This is a genomic window from Aeromonas sp. S12(2024), from assembly GCF_041402305.1.
Classification (GTDB): domain Bacteria; phylum Pseudomonadota; class Gammaproteobacteria; order Enterobacterales; family Aeromonadaceae; genus Aeromonas; species Aeromonas veronii.
This window is the reverse complement of the sequence record NZ_JBGLRB010000003.1, coordinates 263,525-285,657: the sequence shown is the minus strand read 5'-3', so window position 1 is coordinate 285,657 and position 22,133 is coordinate 263,525. Positions and strand designations below refer to the sequence as shown.

Sequence of the window (22,133 nt, the reverse complement as noted above, 5' to 3'; positions counted from 1 at the left end):
CGCTGGCCATCAACCTCCCTGACCGCTCGCTGGCACCACCAGTTGAGAGATGGTGCCAAACAGGTTTTGGCCAGAGCGATCTTCCATCGCGATCGACACTCTATCACCAAACTGCAAATAGGGGGTTATAGCTTGATCACAATCAAGAATTTCCAGCATGCGGCGCTCGGCGATGCAGGATGAGCCGGCGCTGCGATCGTAGTTGGAGACGGTGCCCGAGCCAATGATGCATCCCGCACCAAGGGGACGGGTCTTGGCGGCATGGGCAATCAGCTCGAAGAAGCTGAAGGTCATGTCCACCCCTGCTTCGGGCGCACCGAACAGTGCACCATTGAGGTGAGTCAGAAGCGGCAGATGCACTTTGCCATCACGCCAGTCATCCCCCAGCTCATCCGGGGTGATGGCCACCGGCGAGAAGGCGCTGGACGGTTTGGACTGGAAGAAGCCAAAGCCCTTGGCCAGCTCCCCCGGGATCAGGTTTCGCAGGCTCACATCGTTAACCAGCATCAGCAGCTTGACGTGACTGACAGCCCCCTGCGCACTCACCCCCATCGGCACATCGTCGGTGATGATGGCTACCTCCGACTCGAAATCGATCCCCCACTCTTCCGAACCCATCACAATCGGCCCACGGGGAGCCAAAAAGCTGTCGGAGCCCCCCTGATACATCAGCGGATCGTGCCAGAAGCTCTCCGGCATCTCGGCGCCGCGCGCCTTGCGCACCAGCTCCACATGGTTGACGTAGGCGCTGCCATCGGCCCACTGATAGGCGCGCGGCAGCGGAGAGAGGCAAGACGCTTCGTCAAAGGGGAACGCCTCACCAACGTGGCCCTCGTTAAGCTGCTGATAAACAGCCTCCAGCCTGGGGGAAACCTCGGCCCACTCGTCGAGGGCGGCCTGCAGGGTGGGAGCAATCTCGCTCACCCGTACAGCTCGGGTCAGATCCCGGCTCACTACCACCAAAGCGCCATCGCGCTTGCCATTGTTCAATGTTGCCAATTTCATAAGCGATTCCTTATTTGCCGGCAGCCGCGTCCGGGCGCTGCCAGCTGGAGACATACCGGGTGTTCTCGATCCCTTCGCACAGGCTACCGACGTTCAGCGCATCGCGGGTATCGAGCATGACCGCCACCTCGTCGGTGAACTTCTTGGCATAGGCCTGCCCTGCCGCAAACGCCTTGGGATGGGGGCCGTGGGTAAAACCGGCAGGGTGGAAGGTGACCATGCCCCGCTCGATATTGTCCCGGCTGAAGAAGTCCCCCGCGTGGTAAAAGAGCACTTCGTCGTAGTCGTCATTGCTGTGGTAGAAGGGCACCTTGAGGGCGCCGGGATCGCTCTCGATGGGGCGCGGCACGAAGGTACAAATCACGAAGCGGCTCGCCACAAAGGTCGAATGAGCCGACGGCGGCAGATGGTAGCGGTGGCTCATCAGCGGGCGGATATCCCGCCAGTTGAGGCGCACCACGCACAAGTCGCCGTGCCACCCTTGTGCATCCAGCGGGTTGAACGGCCAGGTGATGACCGACACCTGATCGTGGCGCTTCACCTGCAGCGACCAGGGATTCTCATCCTGCTGGGCCAAGAAGCGCTCGTTAATGGCGGGCACATCGAGCGCCGCCGAGTCGAAGATGGCGTGGTTGCCCACCAGCCCCTTGTCCGGCAGCTGATAGCTGTCGTTGGTCGCCTCAATCATCAGGATGAACATCGGCGCACTGGGTTCGATGCGCCACATGGTGCCACGGGGGATCACCACATAGTCGCCGTCCCGCAGAGTCAGGTGGCCATAGTCGCAGAAGAACTCGCCGCTCCCTTCGTGGATAAAGAGCAGCTCGTCGCCGTCGGCATTGCGCACCAGAAACGGCATCGCCTCGGAGAGCCGCCAGACTCGGTAGCGGCAGTGGGGGTTGCTGAGAATGTCGGGGGCCACCCAGGGGGAGAGGGAACTCACCTCCTCTTGCAGGGCATTGAGGTCAAACAGCCGTGGCCGCAGCGGCCCCTCCCAACTGCTCCAGTCGGTGGGGGCATGCTTGTGGTGCATGTGGGTAGCTGGGCCGAAAAAGCCGCTGCGCCCCAGTTCGCGCTCATAGATGGCCTGTTCCGGCAGGTCGGCATGGGCCTGCCGGGAGTGAGTCCCCTCCCGATGGGGGAAGTTAATCCAGTTACGCATCGCTCGCTCCCTCTTTGCGGGCACCCTTCTCATCCTCGGCGCCACCCAGCACGCCGCGGCGGATCTGGTCCAGCTCGATCGATTCAAACAGTGCCTTGAAATTGCCCTCACCAAACCCTTCGTTGCCCTTGCGCTGGATGATCTCGAAGAAAACCGGGCCAATCACGGTATCGGTAAAGATCTGCAACAGGATGCCATCCTTGGTGGGGGAGCCGTCGATGAGGATGCGCAGCTCTTTGAGGGCCGCCAGATCCTCCTGATGTCCCTCGACCCGGCTATTCACCTTCTCGTAGTAGGTATCCGGGGTCGGCATAAAGCCGGTACCGCGGCTGCGCAGGGTGCGGATGGTGTGGTAGATATCGCTGGAGGCCATGGCGATGTGCTGGATCCCCTCCCCCTTGTACTGGCGCAGGTACTCCTCAATCTGGGACTTGTCATCCGCCGACTCGTTGATGGGGATACGGATCTTGCCGCAGGGGGCGGTCATGGCGCGTGAATGCAGCCCGGTCAGCTTGCCCTCGATATCGAAGTAGCGAATTTCGCGGAAGTTGCCGATCCGCTCATAGAAATTGGACCAGACATCCATATTGCCGCGATGCACGTTATGGGTCAGGTGATCGATCTCCATAAGACCGGCATCTACCTCTGCCATCCGGGACTGCCAGTCGGGGTAGAAGACAAAATCCACGTCATAGATGGAGCCCTTGTCGCCGTAGCGGTCGACAAAGGAGAGCGTGCTCTCGCCGATACCGTAGATGGCGGGAATATTGAGCTCCATCGGGCCAATCTTGCCGATAAAGGGCTTGGCCCCCTTGGCGATGGCGAACTGCTGGGCCTTGCCCGCATCACTCACCCGAAACGCCATGCCGCAAACGCTCGGCCCGTGCAGGCTGGCAAACTGCTCCGCCTGGGAGTGAGGCTCGGCATTGACCACAAAGTTGATATCCCCCTGCCGGTAGAGCCAGCACTGCTTGTGTTTGTGCTTGGCGACCTCGGCAAACCCGAGCGAAACAAACAGGCTCTTGAGGGCGGCAATCCCCTTGGCATCGGGGGCCGTGTACTCGACAAACTCGAAACCGTCTGTGCCTAACGGATTGATGGTATGGGTGGCGGAAGAGGTGGCATTCATCGGGCGCTCCTTGCTCTTGATTCGGTTAAAACGGATTGCGGCACCCAGCGGCGCGGCAAGTGTTAACAACTTGTTTCATTAGAAGCAGGGCGTAGCAGGAAGAGAAGAGGCGGGTTGCAGATAGTTTTTCGCAGCTGGCAGCAAAAGATGTAAATGAATTGTGACATTCAAGCTGCAGCCCTGCGGATCAAACGGTGACGCCCCGCAGGACTGTCAGCTTTGCCTTACAGTTGCCAGTTTTTGACCAGCAGATGGGGCAAGCAGGCCCGGGCCTTTTGCAGTCGCACAGGCGTCGGATTGATCAACCACGCCTCTTTCCCCAACCCCAGCAGCGGCAGATCGTGCAGGCTGTCGCTCAAGGCCAGCTCGGCATCGAGGGCGCAAATCTCCGGCAGCAGCTTGTGATGGCCGTGGCAATAGAAGCGCGGCATCAGGCCGCCAAAACGGTAGTGCATCTGCGAGCCAATGATCCGGTGGGGCAACTGGCCGGGCAGTTGCTGATAGAGCTGGGCTCGCACCAGCGCGCAGGGACTGGCGGAGATCACCCAGCAGCGCGCCCCCTCGCTTTGCAGCAATTCGCGAGCCTGACGATACAGCCCCGGCCTGGTGCGGCAATAGGCACGCACCAGCTTGCGCCAGTCCAAAGGGGAAAGCCCCAACGTGATGGCCCACCAGATAAGGGAGATACCGCGCTGCCGCTGGCTGGGTAGCAGCTGACTTGGCAACAAATAGACCAAACCACCGAGCGCAATCACCGGCAACAGCAACAGCGGCCAGATCCGGCGGCGCAGGATATAGCGCAGCAGACCGGCGTGGCTGTCGCCGGGGGCCAGGGTGTCGTCAAAGTCGGCCAGGATCCAGCGCGGCGCGCGCCCTTCTGGCTCACGGTCTATCGATGAATGGATCATTGAGTCAGGCGCTGGGCGCATATCCATCAGGGCGCAAGGGTCGCGATGGCGGCCATGAGCTCGGGGGTGACAAATTCACTCCCCACATCGGGCGGACAGACAAAGTCGAACGGCTCGCCCGCCAGGGTAACGCTGAGCCGCCAGGCGTGCAGGTAACAGCGCTCGGCTGGCGTGCCGCCATAGCGCTCATCCCCGAGAATGGGGGCGCCGATACTTTTGAGGGCAACCCGGATCTGGTGGGTTTTGCCGGTCTGGGGCTTGATGCGATAGAGCCGCAGCCCCTCGCGCACCGACACCGAATCAAACCAGCTGATGGCAGGATTATCCAGCGTGCGCACCAGCATCCAGCTGCCACCGCGCCCCTTTTGCATATCCCCTTTCACCCAGCCCTGCTTCTTCTTGGGTTTGCGATCGGAGAGCGCCAGATACTGCTTGCTCACCTCACGGGCCGCAAAAGCCATGCTCAGCTCACGGTTCGCCTCTGTGGTGCGGGCCAGCAGCACCAAGCCGGAGGTCATCTTGTCGAGCCGGTGTACCGGATAGAGAGTGAGCCCGGTATCGGCCTTCACACGATTGACCAGTCCCGGATTGACCGACTCACCGTCGTCCTTCTCGTCATGCATGCCGATGCCGGGCTGCTTGTCGATAACCAGAAAAGCGGGATGCTCAAACAATATCCGGTACATAAAACCTCGGGAACTGGGGGATAAGGCACGCAGCCAACGACTGGCGGCGCTCGGGAGTGCTGCATTCTCCCTGCTCGTCCGCCATTTGGCAAACCGGACGGGCGGAGCATAAAGATAAAAAATGGCCCCGCCTGCAACAGGCGGGGCCATTTTCGTTCATCTTGGCAGATCACACCTTACACATTGCGCGGGCGCAGGTGGGCGTGCCAGCGCGCTTCCCACTTCTTGAACAGCCAGACGATGACAAAGGTGAGCAGCATATAGAGCAGCCCTGCGGTCAAAAACGCCTCGAACGGACTGTAGTAGCGAGAGTTGATGATCCGCGCCGCGCCGGTCAGATCGACGATGGTGATGATGCCCGCCACCGCCGAGCCTTGCAGCATGAAGATCACCTCGTTGCTGTAAGCCGGCAGCGCCCGACGAAACGAGTTGGGCAAAATGATCCGGGTCAGGGTCTGCCAGCGGGTCATGCCAAAGGCGTTGGCTGCCTCAATCTGGCCGCGCGGCATATTGTGTACCGCCCCGCGCACGATCTCGGCGGTATAGGCGGCGGTATTGAGAGTGAAGGCCAGCAGGGCACAGAACCAGGCTTCGGAGAAGAGCGACCAGGCGGCACTGTTCTTCAGCCACTCCCACTGGGCGGCGCCGTAGTAGATGATAAAGAGCTGCACCAGCAGCGGGGTGCCGCGAAAGAAGTAGATATAGGCCCAGATTGGCCCCTTGATCAGCCAGTTGCGGCTATTGCGAAGGATGCCCATGGGCACAGCCAGCATCAACCCAAGGATCAGAGAGAGGGCCACCAGCCAGACGGTGGTATAGAGCCCCTCCCAATAGGTGGGCCACTCTTTGAGAATGATTGAGAAATCCATGGCTTACCTCGTCTTCATCGTGATGTAGTGACGCTCGGCACTGCCACCGCGACGCTCACAGTAAACGGATGACTGCATTGAGTACGACATGGCTTACCTCGTCTTGATGGCGTAATGACGCTCGGCCCACTTGAGCGCCGAGGTGGAGACTGCGGTGAAGATCAGGAAAATTAACGCCACCGCCATGTAGAAGGTGAAGGGTTGCTGGGTCGAGCCCGCCGCCAACGAGGCTTTGCGCACCATGTCATCGAGGCCGATGATGGAGACCAGCGCGGTGGTTTTCAGCAGCACCAGCCAGTTGTTGCCAAACCCCGGCAGAGCGTGGCGCATCATCTGGGGGAAGAGGATCCGCACAAACACCTGGGTTGCCCGCATGCCAAAGGCCCGTGCAGCCTCCAGCTCGCCTTTGTCCACCGCCAGAATGGCGCCGCGAAAGGTCTCGGTCATGTAGGCGCCGAAGATAAAGCCTATGGTCGCGACACCGGCCACAAAGGGGCTGATGTCGATATAGTCCGGCAGCAGGGAGACCCACTCCTGATTGGGATTGCTCTCCAGCAACCAGTTGTTGTAAGCCTCGTTGACCCAGGTGCAGATGCCGTTGATCAGCACCTGGCCGCCAAAGAAGAGCAGCATCATCAGCACCAGATCGGGGATGCCGCGAATGATGGTGGTGTAGCCGGTGGCGATGGCCCTGGCCCACTTGTAGGGAGAGAGTTTGGCCAGCGCCCCCAGCATCCCCAGCAGCAACGCCAGCAGCAGGGAGGCCAGCGCCACTTCCAGGGTGACCCAGGCGCCCTCCAGCAGCGAGGCTTCGTATCCTTTCAAATCAAACATATGCAGCTCCATCGCCACTGAATCTTCACGCACCTGCTAACCAGAAGGCTCCATAGCAGTCCGAATGAAATATGTGCAGCTCCATTGCAATCAATGCGGGCCCGTAAACTCCCTCAGGGAGGTGACGGGCCCGATGACTACTGACGGGATCAACCTGTCGTTACTTGCCGTAGACGTCTTTGGACTTACTCGCCGTAAACGACTCTTTGTTTTACTCTCCGTAAACGTCGAACTCGAAGTACTTGTCGTTGATTTCCTTGTACTTGCCGTTGGCACGCAGCGCCAGAATGGCGGCGTTGAATTTCTCTTTCAGATCCTTGTCAGCCTTGCGCACCGCAATACCGGCGCCTTCGCCAAACCACTTGGGATCGGTCAGTTTCGGGCCGACGAATTCGAAGGCATCACCGCCCTCTTTCTTCAGCAGACCGTCGGTGATGGCGGCAGAGTCGGCCAGCACATAGTCCACACGACCGGATTTCAGATCGAGATAGGCTTCATCGGCCGTGCCGTAACGCTTGATGGTGGCGTTGGGGAAGTTGTCGGTAATAAAGGTATCCATGGAGGTCGCACGCTGCACCGCGACGGACTTGCCTTCCATAAAGGCTTTGTCGAGCTGCACATCAGTGCCCTTCTTGGCGGCAAAGCGGGCCGGAATGTGCTGGTACTTCTGGGTGAAGTCCACCTTCTTCTTGCGCTCTTCTGTGATGTCCATAGTGGCGATGATGGCGTCAAACTTGCGCGACAGCAGCGCCGGAATGATGCCGTCCCAGTCCTGCTTGACCAGGGTGCACTTCACTTTCATCTCTTCGCACAGGGCGTTGGCGATGTCGATATCAAAACCTTTCACCTCGCCACTGGGCTCGGTCCAGGAGAAGGGGGGATAGGCACCCTCAACCCCGATCCGGACCTCTTTCCACTCCTTGGCCATCAGGCTACCGGACGCGAGGGCAGTAACTACGGCTGTCGCCAGCATCAGCTTGTTCATGTATCTCTCCTTGATAAAACAGTTGATTGGGTAACCAGGCATCCCACCATCAGTAGATGGAGGAGATGAATTGCTTGAACCGCTCGGATTTGGGATGGGCGAAAATCTCCTTGGGGTTGCCCTCCTCTTCCACCCGCCCCTGATGCAGAAACATCACCTTGTTAGATACATCCCGGGCAAACGACATCTCGTGGGTCACCACCAGCATGGTGCGCCCCTCTTCAGCCAGCTCGCGCATCAGGCCGAGCACCTCCCCCACCAGCTCGGGATCCAGCGCCGAGGTGGGTTCGTCAAACAGCATCACCTCGGGCTCTACCGCCAGCGCACGGGCAATGGCGGCCCGCTGCTGCTGACCACCGGAGAGGTGGCCGGGATAGTAGTCACGCCGCTCCCAGAGTCCAACCCGGTTGAGCAGTTGCTCTGCCTTGGCCAGTGCTTCGGCGCGAGGCACCTTGAGCACCTGGATCGGCACTTCGATGATGTTCTGCATGATGGTCATGTGTGACCAGAGATTGAAACTTTGAAACACCATGGCCAGCCGGCTGCGGATCCGCTCAACCTGACGCATATCCTCGGGCAATCGCTCGCCGGCGCGGCTGGTTTTCATCCGGATCAACTCGCCATGGAGCGAGACGGTGCCGGATGAGGGGGTTTCGAGCAGATTGATACAGCGAAGAAAGGTCGACTTCCCCGAGCCGGAGGAGCCGATAAGGGAGATCACATCCCCCTTGTGGGCGGTCATGTCGATGCCCTTGAGCACTTCGTGGGTGCCAAAATATTTGTGCAGATCACGTACTTCCAGTGCGGCAACGTCGCTCATCCATTACAACCTTGTCTGTCCCTAGACGCCGCAGGGGGCGTGACTCAACCATCGTCCATTTAACAAAAAGTTAACCGATGGCAACCTTCAGCGAAAATATCACCCGGATAGTGAAAAAACAATACAGAACGAGGGTCTTCAGGGGATTCGCTCTATTTTTATTCGCTCTTTGCGTATTTTTCAGCACTTTGTTTGCATAAACAGCCGTTTCAATGGCTATTCCGATAACGCCTTTTTATACCCCAATCATATCAGTGGCAAGAGAAAAGCGTGATGTGTGCCAAACCGGCACCAAAATGGCTTTATGCACCCCCTTGCCGAGCGAAATATCGGCCCCCCGATTGGATCAACTTGATTTCATTGATGCACTCGGGCTCGCACAGAACCTTATCAAACAGAGAGGTTGTGGCAAAAAAGTAACAATCTGCCCCCAAAAGGGCTGTTTTCGGCCATGAAAGCGATAGATATGTGACACAGAGCCAATAAGTAATGATAAGGTGGTGTTTTTATCAGTTTTTGTGATCGAGGCCTCGATGCTGCTCAATGTGTTGCTGATCCTGTTGCCACTGGCAATCGGCTATCTGATTCCCCTCTCCTCTGCCCGGCTGATCAAGCTGGTCAACCAGAGTCTGGGCAAGATGGTCTACCTCATTCTGTTTCTGATGGGGCTCGGGCTTGCCTATGTGGAGAACCTGGGCAGCAATCTGGCGGTGATCTTCAAGGTCGCCGGGGTGATGCTGACCGCGATCACGCTCTGCAACCTGCTGGCCCTCTGGTGGCTCGACAAGCGCACACCGCCGACCCATGAGGCGAGCGATAGCAAAATGCCGAGCAAGCTACACCTGCTGTGGGAATCCCTGCAGCTCTGCTTTGTGGTGCTCGGCGGTGTGCTGCTGGGTCTACTGGTAGACCTGCGCGCCCTGCCCATCGACAAGTGGAGCGAGTGGGCCCTGATGCTGCTACTGTTTCTCATCGGGGTGCAGATGCGCAACTCCGGCATGCGGCTGCGCCAGATCCTGCTCAACCCCTGGGGAATGAAAATCGCCGCCACCGTCATCCTCAGCAGCTGGCTGGGCAGCCTGCTGGCGGCCCAATTGCTGGGGATGCCCTTTGCCCATGGTCTGGCGATGAGCTCGAGCTTCGGCTGGTATTCGCTCTCCGGCATTCTGGTGGCCGACAAACTGGGGCCGGTGCTCGGTTCTGCTGCCTTTATCAACGATCTTGGGCGTGAGCTTATCGCCATTCTGATCATCCCGGTCCTGATGCGACGCCACCCCTCGGCGGCCATCGGTTACGGCGGCGCCACGGCGCTGGACTTCACCCTGCCGGTTATCCAGAAATCAGGGGGCATTCAGGTGGTGCCGGTGGCCATTGTCTCCGGCTTTATCCTGAGCCTGCTCGGCCCCATCCTGATCCTCGGGTTTCTGGCTATCTAAGCCTTATTCCCACATTGCAGATAAAAAAGCCCGACCTTGTTGTCGGGCTTTTGCTGGTTGGAGCAACCACGCTCTCGCACTGGCTGCGATATTGCCCGCAGCCTTATTCGCGCCACTGGCCGCCACTCATCACTCGCTCGATAGCAAACGTCCGGTCGTGCACCAGCAGCAGATCCGCATCCTGCCCGACCCCGATACGCCCCTTGCTGCCAAGCCCCAGCGCCTGCGCCGGATTGCTCGTCACCACGGCCAACGCCCTCTCCAGCGAGACACAGAGCCGGGTCGCGCGCACGCACTGCTGCCACAGGCTGGCAATCTGGCCGCAGCGCATCTCGATTAGCCGCCCTTCGCCATCAAAGCGCGGCAGGCTGGCGTTCGCATCCGAGCTGAAGGTGATGCGCTCGGCAGGCACATTGGCGGCCAGCAGCTCGAGAAGCGCATCGGCAGCAAGCCGCTCGCCATCCTCCAGCAGATCGGGAAAGCTCGAGGTGGTGAGGTCGACCCAGCCTCCCGCCTTGCCCCACTCGATGGCCTCGGCAAAGAGCCAGGGGTTGCGGTTACAGTGAGTAGGATAGAGCTGGCGCAGCGGAATGTCGGTCTCATCGCGCAGGGCCCGCAGGGGCGCCAATGCCCCCTTGCCATCCCCGATATGGAAGAAGCTGACCCCGCTCTTGCCAGCAAGCAGCCCGGCCACTCGCGCCTCGCTGGCAAGCCTGGCCAGCTCATCGTGGGTCGGCGCACTGGATCTGTGGTCACTGATGGCCACCTCCCCCACCCCCAATACCTCGGGGATCAGGATGATGTCCGACTCCACCGTGCCGGTCAGGGTCTTGACCGGCAGATGGTAGGAGCCGGTATACATAAAGGCGCTCACCCCGGCGGCGCGAAACTCGCGCACCTTGCCGAGCACCTGCGCGGGAGTGCGGGTCAGGCTGTCGGTGCCAAGCGCCGCCACCAGGGTAGTGACACCTGCCTTGAGCGCCTCGCTCGCCGCCAGCTCCGGGGTGCGAAAAGCAAAGCCCCCCTCACCGCCGCCGCCGGTGATATGGGCCAGCGGATCCACCAGCCCGGGCACCAGATAGCGGCCACGACCATCGACCCGATGCAGCGGCCAGTTTGTGGGCACCGTCAACCCCTTGCCCATCCAGGCAATGCGGCCATCAGCCACCAGCAGATCCTGCTGGCCAAGGTGGGTGGGGCTGAAGATCTCAGCTCCCTCGATCAGGGTCAACATGGCGATCCTCCTTGCACGATTGTCGCTTACCCAATGAAAAGAGAGGGAGCAAGCTCCCTCCCCCCGTCAACCACCATATATATCGTACTTGAAGTACTTCTGGTTGATCTGCTGATAGGTGCCGTTGGCACGCAAGGCCTTGATCGCCTCGTCCAGCTTGCCCTTGAGCTCCTTATCGCTCTTGCGCACGGCGATCCCCATACCATCACCAAACCACTGGCGATCGGTCAGGGCGGGCCCCACATAGTCGAACTTGTCGCCCCCCTCTTTGCCAAGCAGTCCCTGCTCGATGGCAGAGGCATCGGCCAACAGGGCCAGCACCCGACCCGCCTTCAGATCGAGATAAGCCTCATCGGCATTGCCGTAGCGGACTATGGTGACATTCGAGCCAAAATTGTCGGTCAGGTACTTGTCGTGGGTGGTAGCACGCTGCACCCCGATGCGCTTGCCCGCCATGCCTTCCGGGGTCAACGTCAGCTCGGTCCCCTTGGCCGCCACAAAGCGATTGGGAATATGGGCATATTTTTCGGTGAAATCGACCTTCTGGCGCCGCTCGTCGGTGATCGACATGGCGGCGATGATGGCATCGTATTTGCGCGACAGCAGGGCCGGGATCATGCCGTCCCAATCCTGCGCCACCAGCTCGCACTTGACCGCCATCTGCTGACACAGGGCATTGGCGAGATCGATATCAAACCCCTTGATCTCGCCCGATGCATCGGTCCAGGAGAAGGGCGGGTAGGCCCCCTCCACCCCGAAACGCACGGTTTTCCACTCCTTGGCCATGGCGGGGGTGGCCAGCAGGCTGGCAACAAACAGGGCTGAGAGGGTCAGTCTGATCTTCATCATGAGTACTCCATTACATAAAAAGCGCACAGGCGCGGACAAGGCACCGCAGGCGAATACATGCGATGACCAAAAGCGGCAAAATCTGGATGAGCGAGATCACGCCCGAGCGGGCGTCAGTGAACTGCTCCAGGGGTTCGATCTATTCGTCGAACCACTCGGAGAGATAGAAAGGCTTGAAGTAGAAGGCCAGAAAAAAGCCTCTGGCTTTGCGCATCATGGTGGTTTGTCGCGTCCTGTGACAAAGATGGCAATCACCTTAGCACGCCTGAATTTTGCCCGGCAAGAGGCAGCCGCCGGGCAGTAGCAAAATCCCGATCATGGTCAAGGCGGGCGGGATCCGTTAGGCTCGAAGCATCTTGCCATCCCATAACAGACCCACAGCGACCGATGAATTTTCTGGCCCATCTCCATCTGGCTGCCCACACCCGAAGCTCCCTCACCGGCAATCTGCTCGGCGATTTCGTCAAAGGCACGCTGCCCACGGGGCTTGCCGCCCACTTCGATGAGGGGATCTGGCTGCACCGCAAAATTGATGCCTTCACCGACAGCCACCCCGAGCACAAGGCAGCCGTCGCCTGTTTCGAGGCCCCCTGGCGCCGCTTTGGCGGCATAGTGGTGGATATGATCTACGACCACTGGCTGAGCCAGCACTGGGAGCTGTTCAGTACCGAACCCCTGCCCCGCTTCCTGCAACGCAGTTATGAGCAGCTATTGGCGGATCACCCACGCCTGCCGGACGGACTGCCGCTTCCCCTCAAGCGGATGGCCGAGCAGAACTGGATCGCCTCCTACCGCCACAGGGAGGGGCTGGGGCAAGCGCTGAATGGCATCGGCCGCCGACTGCGCCGCCCGGTACAACTGGGAGAGGCGCTGCTGACCCTCGATGAATCTCAGTGGCAAACATGCGAGGCGGGATTTCTGCGCTTCTATCCCGCGCTGATGGACTTTAGCCAGCAGCAACTTGCCCAATATCGGGCAGCCCAAGGGGCACAGTGATCCCTCTGGATAGAGCCGCTTCCCCATAAAAAACGCCCCTTGCGGGGCGTTTGTCATCAGTTGGCTTCATCTTTCTTTTTGCGAATGCTTAAGCCAAGTTCCCGACCACGCAGTCGGGCGTAATAGATGGTGCCGACAAAGGCGATAGTGGTGAAGACCAGCTCCACCACCGCCAGCCACCGCTCCCCCTCATCCGTGGTGATCAGGGTGAGGGCGTGGAGGAAATAGGGCATCAACACGAAGTTGCCCCAGGCGTGGGTGTAGGGGTTGCCCTGCACTATCCCCTTGAGAGGGAAGAGCAGCGGCATCGTCCAGATCACCGGCAGCAGCCAGGGGTTGAGGTCCGGATGGGGCGACAGCCACAGATGCCAGAGGATGACCCAGCCCAGCAGACCAAAGAAGCCGACCAGAGTCAGCCAACGTGCGAAGCGGGTGCTCACTTGAGGATCTCCAGCACCTGCTCCGGCGGGCGACCAATACGGGCCTGACCATTCTTGATGACGATGGGGCGCTCGATCAGCTTGGGATGCTGGTGCATGGCGCGGATGAGGGCATCACCGCTGACATCGGCCAATCCCAGCTCCTTGTAGAGATCCTCCTTGGTGCGCATCAGCTGGCGGGGATCGTTAAAACCAAGCAGAGAGAGCAGGTTGCGGATCTCATCTTCGCTCGGGGCCTGCTCCAGATAGAGCACCACATCAGGGGCGATCCCGTGCTGTTCCAGCAGGGCCAGGGTTTCGCGACTCTTGGAGCAGCGCGGATTGTGGTAGATTTGGGTCTCGCTCATGGTAACTCCCTGATTAATCGCAAGATGGGATTAGAAACGGCGCTATTGTAGGGGAAAGTGATGGTCAGGGTAAGCAGCAGTGGAAAGGAATTGAAACGAATTTGTTGGCTGATTGTGGTGGGCCTGCTGGGCGCCTGCACACCCGCCCCCGAATTTACCGATGCAACAGGGCAGCCGGTTAGCCTGCGCCACTTTGCCGGCAAGCCGCTGCTGATCAACTACTTCGCCCCCTGGTGCGCCCCCTGCCTGCGGGAGATGCCGCACCTCAACGCGCTGGCGGCAGAAGGCCAGATCACAGTGGTGGCCATCAACTACGACCCGACCACGCCAGCAGAGCTGGACAAGCTGGCTGCGCAGTACCACATCAAGGTGCCGCTCCTTATTGCCAATGAAGATGCCAGGCTCCCCTTCCCTCGCCCAAGCGGCCTGCCCACCAGCTACCTGCTCGATAGCGAGGGCAAGCTCAAGCAGACGCTGGTCGGCGAGCTCGACCAGCAGCAGATCGAGATGCTCAAGGCGACCGCCAGCGGCATGAGTCACTAGCCCATCGCTGCTATCACCGTCCCCCACATCAACGCCACCGCCATAAACAACAAGGGCGCATCATAGTGCGCCCTTGTTTGATAGGTTTCGTTAGCCCTTGAGGCTGTCGAGATCCTTCTTGGCCCGCTCCAGCTCGGTGATGCGCGCCTCCAGACGAGCCAGGGTCATCCGGTCGCTGGTGGTACCGCGCGCCACGATCAGCTCGTCGATGGCCGCCTGATAATCCCCGCGCAGCGCGAGCATTTCGGCCCGCGCCATATGCAGCTCGGTCATTCTACCCGCCTTGCGATAGGCATCGGCCAGCAGGTTCCAGGCCAGATTGTTCTCCTCATGGGCACGGGCATAGGGGTCGAGGATGGCGATGGACTTCTTGTAGTTGCCGCTCTCGAGGTAGGCGTTGCCGAGGTTGACCACCACCACTTCGTTATCCGGCATCCGGCTGCGGAACTTCTCGAGACGCGCGATGGCCTGGGCACTGCGCCCCTTGGCCAGATCGATGTCGGTCTGGGCATCGACGATAAAGAGATCTTCCGGATGACGGGCCGCCAGCTCCTGCATCAGAGTATCAGCCTCGTCGGTGCGCTTGAGCTGGATCAGCGCCAGCGCCTTGCCATAGATGGCGGCATCCTTGAGCGGGTAATCCCCCTTCTGGATCCGGCTATCGAAGTAGCTCAGCAGCCCCTGCGGGGTATCGGTACCAAAACGCACCTGAATCCGCACCTTGGCCAGCCAGAAGTCGAGACTGGGCGGCAAGTCGCGGCGGCCATAGCTGCCCGCCCGAGCGCGAGCCTCGCTGATCCGGGTCTCCGGCAGCGGGTGAGTGAGCAGCATTTCCGGCGGCTTGCTGGCGTAACGGTATTCGGCAGCCAGTTTCTGGAAGAAGTTGGCCATCCCCATGGGGTCGAAACCGGCATCATAAAGCGTCTTCATGCCGATGCGATCCGCTTCATATTCGTTGTCGCGGGTGTAGTTGATGGCCGACTGCATGGAGAGGCCCAGCGTAGTCTGCAACGCAGCGATACCGGCAGTCGGGTTGATCACCGCCAGCGCGATGGAGCCCACCAGACCGGCCAGGGTCACCGCCGAGCTGCTCGCCTGCGCTTCCATATAACGGGCGATATGGCGTTGGGTCACGTGGGTGATTTCGTGGGCCAGTACCGAGGCCAGCTCGCTCTCGCTGTCGGCGTAGAGGAATAGACCAGTGTGCACCTTGACTCGCCCGCCGAGGAAGGCGGCCGCGTTGATGCTGGGATCATTGATGAGGAAGAAGGTAAACGGGAAACGCACCCCATCGGCGTTGGTCAGCAATCGCTGACCCAGATCATCAATGTACTGGCTCAGCACCGGATCATCGATGATCGGCAGACCCGCACGGGCAAAGCGCATAAAAGCGTTGCCGTAACGCACTTCCTGCTCGATGGGCAGGGCAGCAACCCCGGCCGTGCCGATGTCGGGAAGCTGATTGTTGGCCTCGGCATGAAACGTGGCGCCCATCAGGGAAGCCAGCAGGGGAAGCGATGCCATCAGGGGGGAAAAACGTGCCACGTTATCTCTATCTCCATCAGAAAGGGCCTCGGCAGAATACCCTTGCCCATCAAGGGCTACAAGCGTTGTTTCATGCTCTTATCACGGCCATAATAGCGGCCACCTGCCTGATGGAGCCCCCATGGAAATTCTCGACCTGACCCCCTGGCGCTGCCCCGAGCCGCTGATCCGGCTCAAGCTCTGGTTAAGGGAGGCCAAAAGCGGTCAAACCGTCACCATACGACTGGCCGATACGGGCTCCCGGCAGGATATTCCGGCCTATCTGCACCGTCAGGGCCACCATGTCGAGGTGCAGCAAGAAGCGGACAAAACCCTCTCTTTGCAGTTGGTTGTCGGGGCGAAACAACCATCTTGAGCCCCAGTGATGTAAGGATGCCGTCATGTTAGAAGTATTGAAGCGCTGGTATCAGACCCGTTTTTCCGATCCCGATGCCGTTACCCTTTTCTTGTTGCTGGTGTTCTGCTTCACCATCATCTGGCTGTTTGGCGATCTGCTGGCCCCCCTGCTGGTAGCGCTGGTAATGGCCTATCTGCTGGAGTGGCCGGTCGCCCGGCTGCAAAAAGCGGGGCTGTCGCGCACCCTGGCCACCAGCGTCATTCTGATCCTCTTTATTGCGGTAGCAGTCGCCTCCTTGCTGGGTCTTATCCCGACGCTGGTCAGTCAGGGGATCAATCTGGCCAAAGAGGCGCCGGCCATGCTGACCCACGCTCAGGATTATGTCCGCACCCTGCCTGACAAATACCCCGAGCTCATCGACGTCAGTCTGGTGGAGACCGTCATCGACAATATTCGCCAGCGCATCCTCAGTGGCGGCGAGCATCTGGTAAGCGCCTCCCTCAGTTCGCTGGTCAATGTGGTCGCCATCATGATCTACCTTATTCTGGTGCCGCTGATGGTCTTCTTTATGCTCAAAGACAAGCGGGTACTGATGGGCAGCCTGCGCCGCTTCCTGCCGCGCAACCGCACCCTGGTCAACCGGGTGTGGGTCGAGATGAACAACCAGATCATCAACTACATCCGCGGCAAGGTGATCGAGATCCTCATCGTCGGCATCGCCACCTATGTTCCCTTCGCCCTGATGGGGCTGCGCTATTCGGTGCTGCTGGCGGTCGCGGTCGGCTTCTCGGTGCTGATCCCTTATATCGGCGCCGCCGTGGTGACGGTTCCGGTAGCCATGGTCGCCCTGTTCCAGTGGGGGCTCACCCCCGAATTCGCCTGGCTGATGGTGGCCTATCTGGTCATTCAGGCCCTCGATGGCAACCTGCTGGTGCCGGTGCTCTTCTCGGAAGCGGTCAACCTCCATCCGGTGGCCATCATCATCGCCGTGCTGGTCTTCGGCGGCTTGTGGGGATTCTGGGGAGTCTTCTTCGCCATTCCCCTCGCCACCCTGGTCAAGGCGGTGATCAATGCCTGGCCAAAACGCGAAGAGATGCCCAGTGCCGCAAAATAACCTGCTTCCCCTGCAATCGTGACAACGGAGTGTCCATGACCTTTTTTCGTCAAATCAGAGCGGCAGGGCTGACGGCCCTGCTCCTCGCTGCCGCCATGCCAGCGCGTGCCGATATCGATCTTGGCGCCATGGATCTGCTCACCAGCGACAGCCCTACCAGCCCGGTGCCACAGGGCTTTGTCGCCGGTGCGGCGCTCATCGGGGGACAGGCCCGTTATGAAGCACAAGATAACAGCCTCTACGCCATCCCGGGCTTTATCTACTTCGGCGACGACTTTATGTTTCTGGGGGATCGGGCCCGCTACTACTTCCACAAGGATGAGAACGTGGCCCTCTACGGCTATGGCCGGGTCCGTTTTGGCAATCTGGATCCCGAGGACTCTCCGGCCTTTACTGGCATGGAGCAGCGAAAATGGCAGCTGGAAGGCGGGATCGGTGGCAACATCATCACCCCCTACGCCCTGCTGACCGTGCGTGCCAACAGCGATGTCACCGGCCGCAGCAAGGGACAGGAGCTGCTGCTGTGGGCCGATTTCCCCATCCTGCGCGACAACCTGCTGTTCATGCCGGGGATGGGGCTGATGCTGCGACTTCGGCGGCATCTCCGAGAGCGAGGCGACTGCCCAGCGGCCCGCTTGGAATACCGGCACCACCCTATCCCCGATGGCGGCCCTCATCACCAGTTACCGCTTCAGCCCCAACTGGATTGGCATGTTTGCCATGAACTACGAATGGTATGATCGGGACATCAAAAACAGCCCCATCGTCCAGCACGATGGTGAACTTTATGCGGGTTTTGCGCTGGGCTATATCTGGTAACAGTTATGAGTCTTGAACCGTGAGACACGACCAAACAAAAGGGAGCCCTCGGCTCCCTTTTTCACGACCATCAGGCTGGTAGTACAGCCTACTCAGGCCACCAATTCAGGCTTACAGCGCCGCCAGAAACTCGGTCAGCTGCTGATTGACGAAGGCCGGATTTTCCAGCGACGAGATGTGGCCAGCCATCGGGATCTCCCTGAACGGGCAACCCAGCACCTCGGCCATCAGATAGCCCTCCAGCACCGGACGGGCCTTGTCCTCGCAGCCGGTCATCACCAGCGCGGGAGTAGTGATCTCCTCCAGCCACTCGATACGATCTTCGCGGGTCACAAAGCTGCGGCCCACCGCCACCATGGCGGCAATCTTGTCGTTTGGCCAAGCGGCCAGACGCGCCTTGAAACCACTCATCAGCGCCTCATCAGGCTGGCTGGCAAAGAAGATCGGCGCCACCTGTTCGATGATGGGCGCCGGCACGGTGCCGAGCTGCTCGATCATCGCCAACATGCCGAGGTAGCGCTCGCAGGTGATCTGCGGTTCCAGGCCGACAAAACTGTCCATCAGCACCAGACCCTTAAGGCGGTTTGGCACCATGCGCGCCAGCTCCACACCCCACATGCCGCCGATGGAGAGGCCCACCAGTACGAACTCGTCAACCCCGAGGGCATCGAGCAGCGCCAGGTGATCCCGCGCCAGAGTCGCCAGGGTGCAGCCACCTTCGGGGAGCAGGTCGGAATCACCGTGGCCCCACAGCTCGGGGACGATGCAGCGATAGCTGCCCTTGAGCGCCTCGATTTGCGGCGCCCACATGGCGCTGTCCCACAGATAGCTGTGGCCAAACAGCAGTACCGGCCCTTGCCCTTCGTCCAGATAGGCCATCCGGCGGCCCGCTATCTCCATAAAATGCTTCATGTTATCTCCTGTTGCCAGCGATGGGCGGGCAGTGTATCACGTCCCCCTTGGCAGGTGACGCCTCCCAGGTGCAAGCTGACAGTGACTCAAAGAAGTCACCCATGAAAGGATGCCAAAAGGAGAAACCCATGGCGAAGGAGAAGAGCAAGAAGCGGCCGCGTCTGGACAAGAAGTGCTACGAGCACCACCTTGCCCATCTGCAGGAGGAGCTGGTCAAGCTGCAGGAGTGGGTCAAGCAGGAGGGGTTAAAGGTAGTGGTACTGTTCGAGGGACGGGACGCCGCGGGTAAAGGGGGCGTCATCAAGGCGATCACCGAGCCGCTCAACCCCCGGGTCTGCCGGGTCACGGCGCTGCCCGCCCCCTCCGATCGGGAGCGCTCCCAGTGGTACTTTCAGCGTTATGTGGCCCACCTGCCCGCCGCTGGCGAGATGGTGCTGTTTGACCGATCCTGGTACAACCGGGCTGGGGTTGAGCGGGTGATGGGATTTTGCAGCGATGCCGAGTATCGCGAGTTTCTGCGCGCCTGCCCCGAGTTTGAGCGGATGCTGATCCGCTCCGGCATCACCTTGATCAAATACTGGTTCTCGGTCAGCGATGAGGAGCAGGAGAAGCGCTTCAAGGAGCGGATCAACACCCCCATCAAGCGCTGGAAGTTCAGCCCGATGGATTTGCAATCCCGCTCGCGCTGGGTGGAGTACTCCCGCGCCAAGGATGATATGTTCACCTACACCGACACCGAGGATTGCCCCTGGTTCGTGGTGGAGGCGGACGACAAACGCCGTGCCCGCCTCAACTGCATCGCCCATCTGCTGAGCAAGGTGCCCTACGAGGCGATCCACTACGAGCCTATCAAGCTCCCCCCCATCAAGACCGAAGGGTATGAGCGCCCGCCGCTGGCCAGCCAGACCTTTGTGCCCGATATTACCGCCGAACTCGAGGCTTGAACCGGGTTACCTTGCCTATCTGCATGTTCAAATCGCAGGCAATAAAAAGCCGGTCTGACGACCGGCAAAAAGGCATTGATTATTAAGAAAGGAAAACCAGCACAACAAAAAATCAGGTACGGATATATTTGGCGGTACGGGGGAACGCCTGCTCCTTGGCATCGAACAGGTAGCAGGCTTCGGCCGGGATACCCACGCTGTAGGTCTGACCGGTCGCCACATCCACATCCGAGGTGGCCTTGACGGTAAAGTCGTGACCATCCACATCCATATAAACGAAGGACTCGGCACCCAGATGCTCGGCCACCTGCACGATCCCGCTCACCTTGCTGTGCGCATGGGGGTGATCCAGCGGCATCAGATGCTCGGGGCGAATACCCAGCTCCACCTTGTCACCCACAGCGCCACTGCGGGCATCGACCCGGGCCCGCACGGTATCGCCAGAGGTCAACTTGACCAGGCACTCCTGCTCGCCAATCTCCAGCAGCTCGCCCGCCAGGAAGTTCATCTTGGGAGAGCCGATAAAGCCCGCCACGAACTTGTTGTCCGGGTTGTGGTAGAGATCCAGCGGTGAACCGAACTGTTCCAGGTTGGTGGCAGCCTCGGCCTTGAGCGGGCTCAGCACAACAATCTTGTCGGCCAGAGTCATCGCTTCCACCTGATCGTGGGTCACGTAGATGATGGTGGAGTTAAGCTCCTTGTGCAGCTTGGCGATCTCGATCCGCATCTTGACCCGCAGCGCGGCATCCAGGTTGGAGAGCGGCTCGTCAAACAGGAACACCTGCGGCTGCTGCACGATGGAGCGACCGATGGCGACCCGCTGACGCTGACCACCGGAGAGCGCCTTGGGCTTTCTGTCCAGCAGCGGCTCAAGACCCAGGATCTCGGCGGCGCGCATCACCCGCTTGTGGATGTTCTCCTTGTCCATTTTCTTGAGCTTCAGACCAAAGGCCATGTTCTCGTAGATGTTCATGTGCGGATAAAGGGCGTAGGACTGGAACACCATGCCGACGTTGCGCTCTACCGGCGGCACATCGTTCATGTAGCGACCGCCGATGGTCAGCTCACCGCTGGTGATGTCTTCCAGACCCGCGATCATCCGCAGCAGGGTGGATTTGCCACAGCCGGACGGGCCGACGAAGACGATGAATTCGCCCTCCTTGATGGAGAGGTTGATGTTGCGCAGGGTGTCCTTGTGAACAGCCGGATCGTAATTTTTGCGAACGTTGTTGAGTACTACTTCAGCCATGACGAGCTCCGCTCTTGAATCTTTGCAAATCGTGATAGCGGGGGGAGTCAGCTCCCCCGGCCATAAACTTAACCTTTCACACCACCAGCAGTCAGACCGCCAACCAACCAGCGCTGTGCCAACAGGAAGACCACTGTGATGGGGAAACCGGAGAGCACTGCAGCCGCCGCGAAATCACCCCACAGATAGTTCTGCGGATAGAGGTACTGCTGGGCCCCGACCGCCAGGGTCAGATTGTTCACATCCTGCAGCAGGATGGAGGCCATGGGCACCTCGGTAATGGAGCCGATAAAGGCCAGAATAAACACTACCGCCAGGATGGGCACCGACAGGGGCAACAGGATCAGACGGAATGCCTGCCACGGGGTCGCACCGTCGATGGCCGCCGCCTCCTCCAGGGAGGAGTCGATGGTCTCGAAGTAGCCCTTGATGGTCCAGACGTGGAGGGCAATCCCCCCCATGTACGCCAGGATCAGGCCACCGTGGGTGTTGAGACCCAGCCAGGGGATGTAGTCACCAATCTTGTTAAAGAGCGCGTAGATGGCTACCAGTGCCAGCACCGCCGGGAACATCTGGAAAATCAGCATGCCCTGCAGGATGGTGGACTTGCCACGAAAACGCAGGCGGGCAAAGGCGTAAGCACAGGTGGTGGAGAGCGTCACGATCATCAGGGCAGTGATGCCGGCGATCTTGATGGAGTTCCACAACCAGGTCAGCACCGGGAACGGCGGCGGCGTGATGCTGCCGTCGGCGTTGGTGATGGACATGCCCAGCGCCAGCTTCCAGTGATCCAGCGTCGGATTGGAGGGGATGATCTCCCCTACCGCGAAGTTACCGTTACGGAACGAGATGGCGATAACCATGATCAACGGGAAGATGATCAGCGCCAGGAAGCCCCACATGACCAGGTGGGTTGCCCACACCCGGTATTTGACTGATTTGGGTTGTACGATTGCCATGTTGAAGCCTC

At 60.0% G+C, this 22,133-nt stretch carries 24 protein-coding genes and 1 pseudogene; 8 read left to right on the top strand and 17 right to left on the bottom strand.

Annotation, left to right across the window (positions count from 1 at the left end):
• Positions 1 to 9: 9 nt before the first annotated feature.
• From ACB035_RS04890 to ACB035_RS04850, 9 genes are all read right to left on the bottom strand, one after another.
• Positions 10 to 1,005, bottom strand: coding sequence for a fumarylacetoacetate hydrolase family protein (locus tag ACB035_RS04890; protein ID WP_371166801.1), 996 nt, complete (start codon positions 1,003 to 1,005; stop codon positions 10 to 12).
• A 10-nt stretch (positions 1,006 to 1,015) separates the two neighbouring features.
• Positions 1,016 to 2,167, bottom strand: coding sequence for a homogentisate 1,2-dioxygenase (locus tag ACB035_RS04885; RefSeq protein ID WP_371166800.1), 1,152 nt, complete (start codon positions 2,165 to 2,167; stop codon positions 1,016 to 1,018).
• A complete protein-coding gene (gene hppD, locus ACB035_RS04880) occupies positions 2,160 to 3,296 on the bottom strand; it encodes a 4-hydroxyphenylpyruvate dioxygenase (RefSeq protein ID WP_371166799.1) in 1,137 nt (378 codons plus the stop codon). The genes ACB035_RS04885 and hppD overlap by 8 nt, the downstream gene beginning before the upstream one ends.
• A 224-nt stretch (positions 3,297 to 3,520) precedes the next feature.
• A complete protein-coding gene (locus tag ACB035_RS04875) occupies positions 3,521 to 4,204 on the bottom strand; it encodes an HAD family hydrolase (protein WP_371166798.1) in 684 nt (227 codons plus the stop codon).
• Between the two features lie 26 nt (positions 4,205 to 4,230).
• Positions 4,231 to 4,890: a TIGR01621 family pseudouridine synthase gene (locus tag ACB035_RS04870; protein WP_371166797.1), complete on the bottom strand. Its 660-nt coding sequence runs from the start codon at positions 4,888 to 4,890 to the stop codon at positions 4,231 to 4,233.
• Between the two features lie 176 nt (positions 4,891 to 5,066).
• The gene (locus tag ACB035_RS04865; RefSeq protein ID WP_005337302.1) at positions 5,067 to 5,759 is read right to left on the bottom strand and encodes an ABC transporter permease; all 693 of its coding nucleotides are present in this window, start codon (positions 5,757 to 5,759) and stop codon (positions 5,067 to 5,069) included.
• Positions 5,760 to 5,852: 93 nt separating this feature from the next.
• Positions 5,853 to 6,593 carry an ABC transporter permease gene (locus tag ACB035_RS04860; RefSeq protein WP_042053114.1) on the bottom strand — a complete coding sequence of 247 codons (741 nt, stop codon included), beginning with the start codon at positions 6,591 to 6,593 and terminating at the stop codon, positions 5,853 to 5,855.
• Between the two features lie 211 nt (positions 6,594 to 6,804).
• Positions 6,805 to 7,578 (bottom strand): ABC transporter substrate-binding protein, encoded by a 774-nt coding sequence (locus tag ACB035_RS04855; RefSeq protein WP_005337307.1) that lies wholly within the window; start codon positions 7,576 to 7,578, stop codon positions 6,805 to 6,807.
• Between the two features lie 49 nt (positions 7,579 to 7,627).
• Positions 7,628 to 8,398 (bottom strand): ABC transporter ATP-binding protein, encoded by a 771-nt coding sequence (locus tag ACB035_RS04850; protein WP_005337310.1) that lies wholly within the window; start codon positions 8,396 to 8,398, stop codon positions 7,628 to 7,630.
• A 533-nt stretch (positions 8,399 to 8,931) separates the two neighbouring features.
• Between ACB035_RS04850 and ACB035_RS04845 the strand changes: the two genes are divergently transcribed.
• Entirely contained in the window at positions 8,932 to 9,834 is a 903-nt protein-coding gene (locus ACB035_RS04845) for a lysine exporter LysO family protein (protein ID WP_279487268.1), read from the top strand.
• A gap of 103 nt (positions 9,835 to 9,937) precedes the next feature.
• Here ACB035_RS04845 and iadA read toward each other — a convergent pair whose 3' ends face one another.
• Complete coding sequence (iadA, locus tag ACB035_RS04840; protein ID WP_279486935.1) at positions 9,938 to 11,068, bottom strand: beta-aspartyl-peptidase; 1,131 nt, start codon at positions 11,066 to 11,068, stop codon at positions 9,938 to 9,940.
• A gap of 66 nt (positions 11,069 to 11,134) precedes the next feature.
• Positions 11,135 to 11,917 (bottom strand): ABC transporter substrate-binding protein, encoded by a 783-nt coding sequence (locus ACB035_RS04835; protein WP_019445361.1) that lies wholly within the window; start codon positions 11,915 to 11,917, stop codon positions 11,135 to 11,137.
• Here ACB035_RS04835 and ACB035_RS04830 point away from each other — a divergent pair.
• Both ACB035_RS04830 and ACB035_RS04825 read left to right on the top strand, forming a co-directional pair.
• Positions 11,916 to 12,221 (top strand): hypothetical protein, encoded by a 306-nt coding sequence (locus ACB035_RS04830; protein WP_371166796.1) that lies wholly within the window; start codon positions 11,916 to 11,918, stop codon positions 12,219 to 12,221. The genes ACB035_RS04835 and ACB035_RS04830 overlap by 2 nt on opposite strands.
• 83 nt (positions 12,222 to 12,304) lie before the next feature.
• Complete coding sequence (locus tag ACB035_RS04825; RefSeq protein ID WP_042082360.1) at positions 12,305 to 12,913, top strand: ACP phosphodiesterase; 609 nt, start codon at positions 12,305 to 12,307, stop codon at positions 12,911 to 12,913.
• A 56-nt stretch (positions 12,914 to 12,969) separates the two neighbouring features.
• Here the strand turns inward: ACB035_RS04825 and ACB035_RS04820 are convergent, their stop codons facing one another.
• Together ACB035_RS04820 and arsC are read right to left on the bottom strand one after the other, a co-directional pair.
• Entirely contained in the window at positions 12,970 to 13,353 is a 384-nt protein-coding gene (locus tag ACB035_RS04820; RefSeq protein WP_371166795.1) for a DUF2069 domain-containing protein, read from the bottom strand.
• Positions 13,350 to 13,700, bottom strand: a complete 351-nt coding sequence (gene arsC, locus ACB035_RS04815) for an arsenate reductase (glutaredoxin) (protein ID WP_005333838.1) — start codon at positions 13,698 to 13,700, stop codon at positions 13,350 to 13,352. Before arsC ends, ACB035_RS04820 begins: the two co-directional genes overlap by 4 nt.
• A 60-nt stretch (positions 13,701 to 13,760) precedes the next feature.
• Between arsC and ACB035_RS04810 the strand changes: the two genes are divergently transcribed.
• Entirely contained in the window at positions 13,761 to 14,243 is a 483-nt protein-coding gene (locus ACB035_RS04810; RefSeq protein ID WP_279486932.1) for a TlpA disulfide reductase family protein, read from the top strand.
• 90 nt (positions 14,244 to 14,333) lie between these two features.
• On the opposite strand, the gene ACB035_RS04805 is transcribed toward ACB035_RS04810, so the two are convergent.
• Positions 14,334 to 15,788 (bottom strand): M48 family metalloprotease, encoded by a 1,455-nt coding sequence (locus ACB035_RS04805; RefSeq protein ID WP_005333848.1) that lies wholly within the window; start codon positions 15,786 to 15,788, stop codon positions 14,334 to 14,336.
• Positions 15,789 to 15,909: 121 nt separating this feature from the next.
• Between ACB035_RS04805 and ACB035_RS04800 the strand changes: the two genes are divergently transcribed.
• From ACB035_RS04800 to ACB035_RS04790, 3 genes and pseudogenes are all read left to right on the top strand, one after another.
• Positions 15,910 to 16,143 carry a sulfurtransferase TusA family protein gene (locus ACB035_RS04800; protein WP_042082352.1) on the top strand — a complete coding sequence of 78 codons (234 nt, stop codon included), beginning with the start codon at positions 15,910 to 15,912 and terminating at the stop codon, positions 16,141 to 16,143.
• Between the two features lie 25 nt (positions 16,144 to 16,168).
• On the top strand, positions 16,169 to 17,239 hold the full coding sequence (locus tag ACB035_RS04795; RefSeq protein ID WP_005352935.1) for an AI-2E family transporter: 1,071 nt from the start codon (positions 16,169 to 16,171) through the stop codon (positions 17,237 to 17,239).
• Positions 17,240 to 17,274: 35 nt separating this feature from the next.
• A pseudogene (locus ACB035_RS04790) lies at positions 17,275 to 18,058 on the top strand (MipA/OmpV family protein).
• Positions 18,059 to 18,169: 111 nt separating this feature from the next.
• On the opposite strand, the gene ACB035_RS04785 reads toward ACB035_RS04790, so the two are convergent.
• On the bottom strand, positions 18,170 to 18,970 hold the full coding sequence (locus ACB035_RS04785; protein ID WP_371166794.1) for an alpha/beta fold hydrolase: 801 nt from the start codon (positions 18,968 to 18,970) through the stop codon (positions 18,170 to 18,172).
• Positions 18,971 to 19,098: 128 nt separating this feature from the next.
• On the opposite strand from ACB035_RS04785, the gene ppk2 reads away from it, so the two are divergent.
• On the top strand, positions 19,099 to 19,914 hold the full coding sequence (gene ppk2, locus ACB035_RS04780; RefSeq protein ID WP_005361444.1) for a polyphosphate kinase 2: 816 nt from the start codon (positions 19,099 to 19,101) through the stop codon (positions 19,912 to 19,914).
• Between the two features lie 112 nt (positions 19,915 to 20,026).
• Here ppk2 and ACB035_RS04775 read toward each other — a convergent pair whose 3' ends face one another.
• Together ACB035_RS04775 and malG are read right to left on the bottom strand one after the other, a co-directional pair.
• The gene (locus tag ACB035_RS04775) at positions 20,027 to 21,163 is read right to left on the bottom strand and encodes an ABC transporter ATP-binding protein (RefSeq protein WP_005333867.1); all 1,137 of its coding nucleotides are present in this window, start codon (positions 21,161 to 21,163) and stop codon (positions 20,027 to 20,029) included.
• Positions 21,164 to 21,231: 68 nt separating this feature from the next.
• A complete protein-coding gene (malG, locus tag ACB035_RS04770; RefSeq protein WP_005333868.1) occupies positions 21,232 to 22,122 on the bottom strand; it encodes a maltose ABC transporter permease MalG in 891 nt (296 codons plus the stop codon).
• Positions 22,123 to 22,133: the final 11 nt, after the last annotated feature.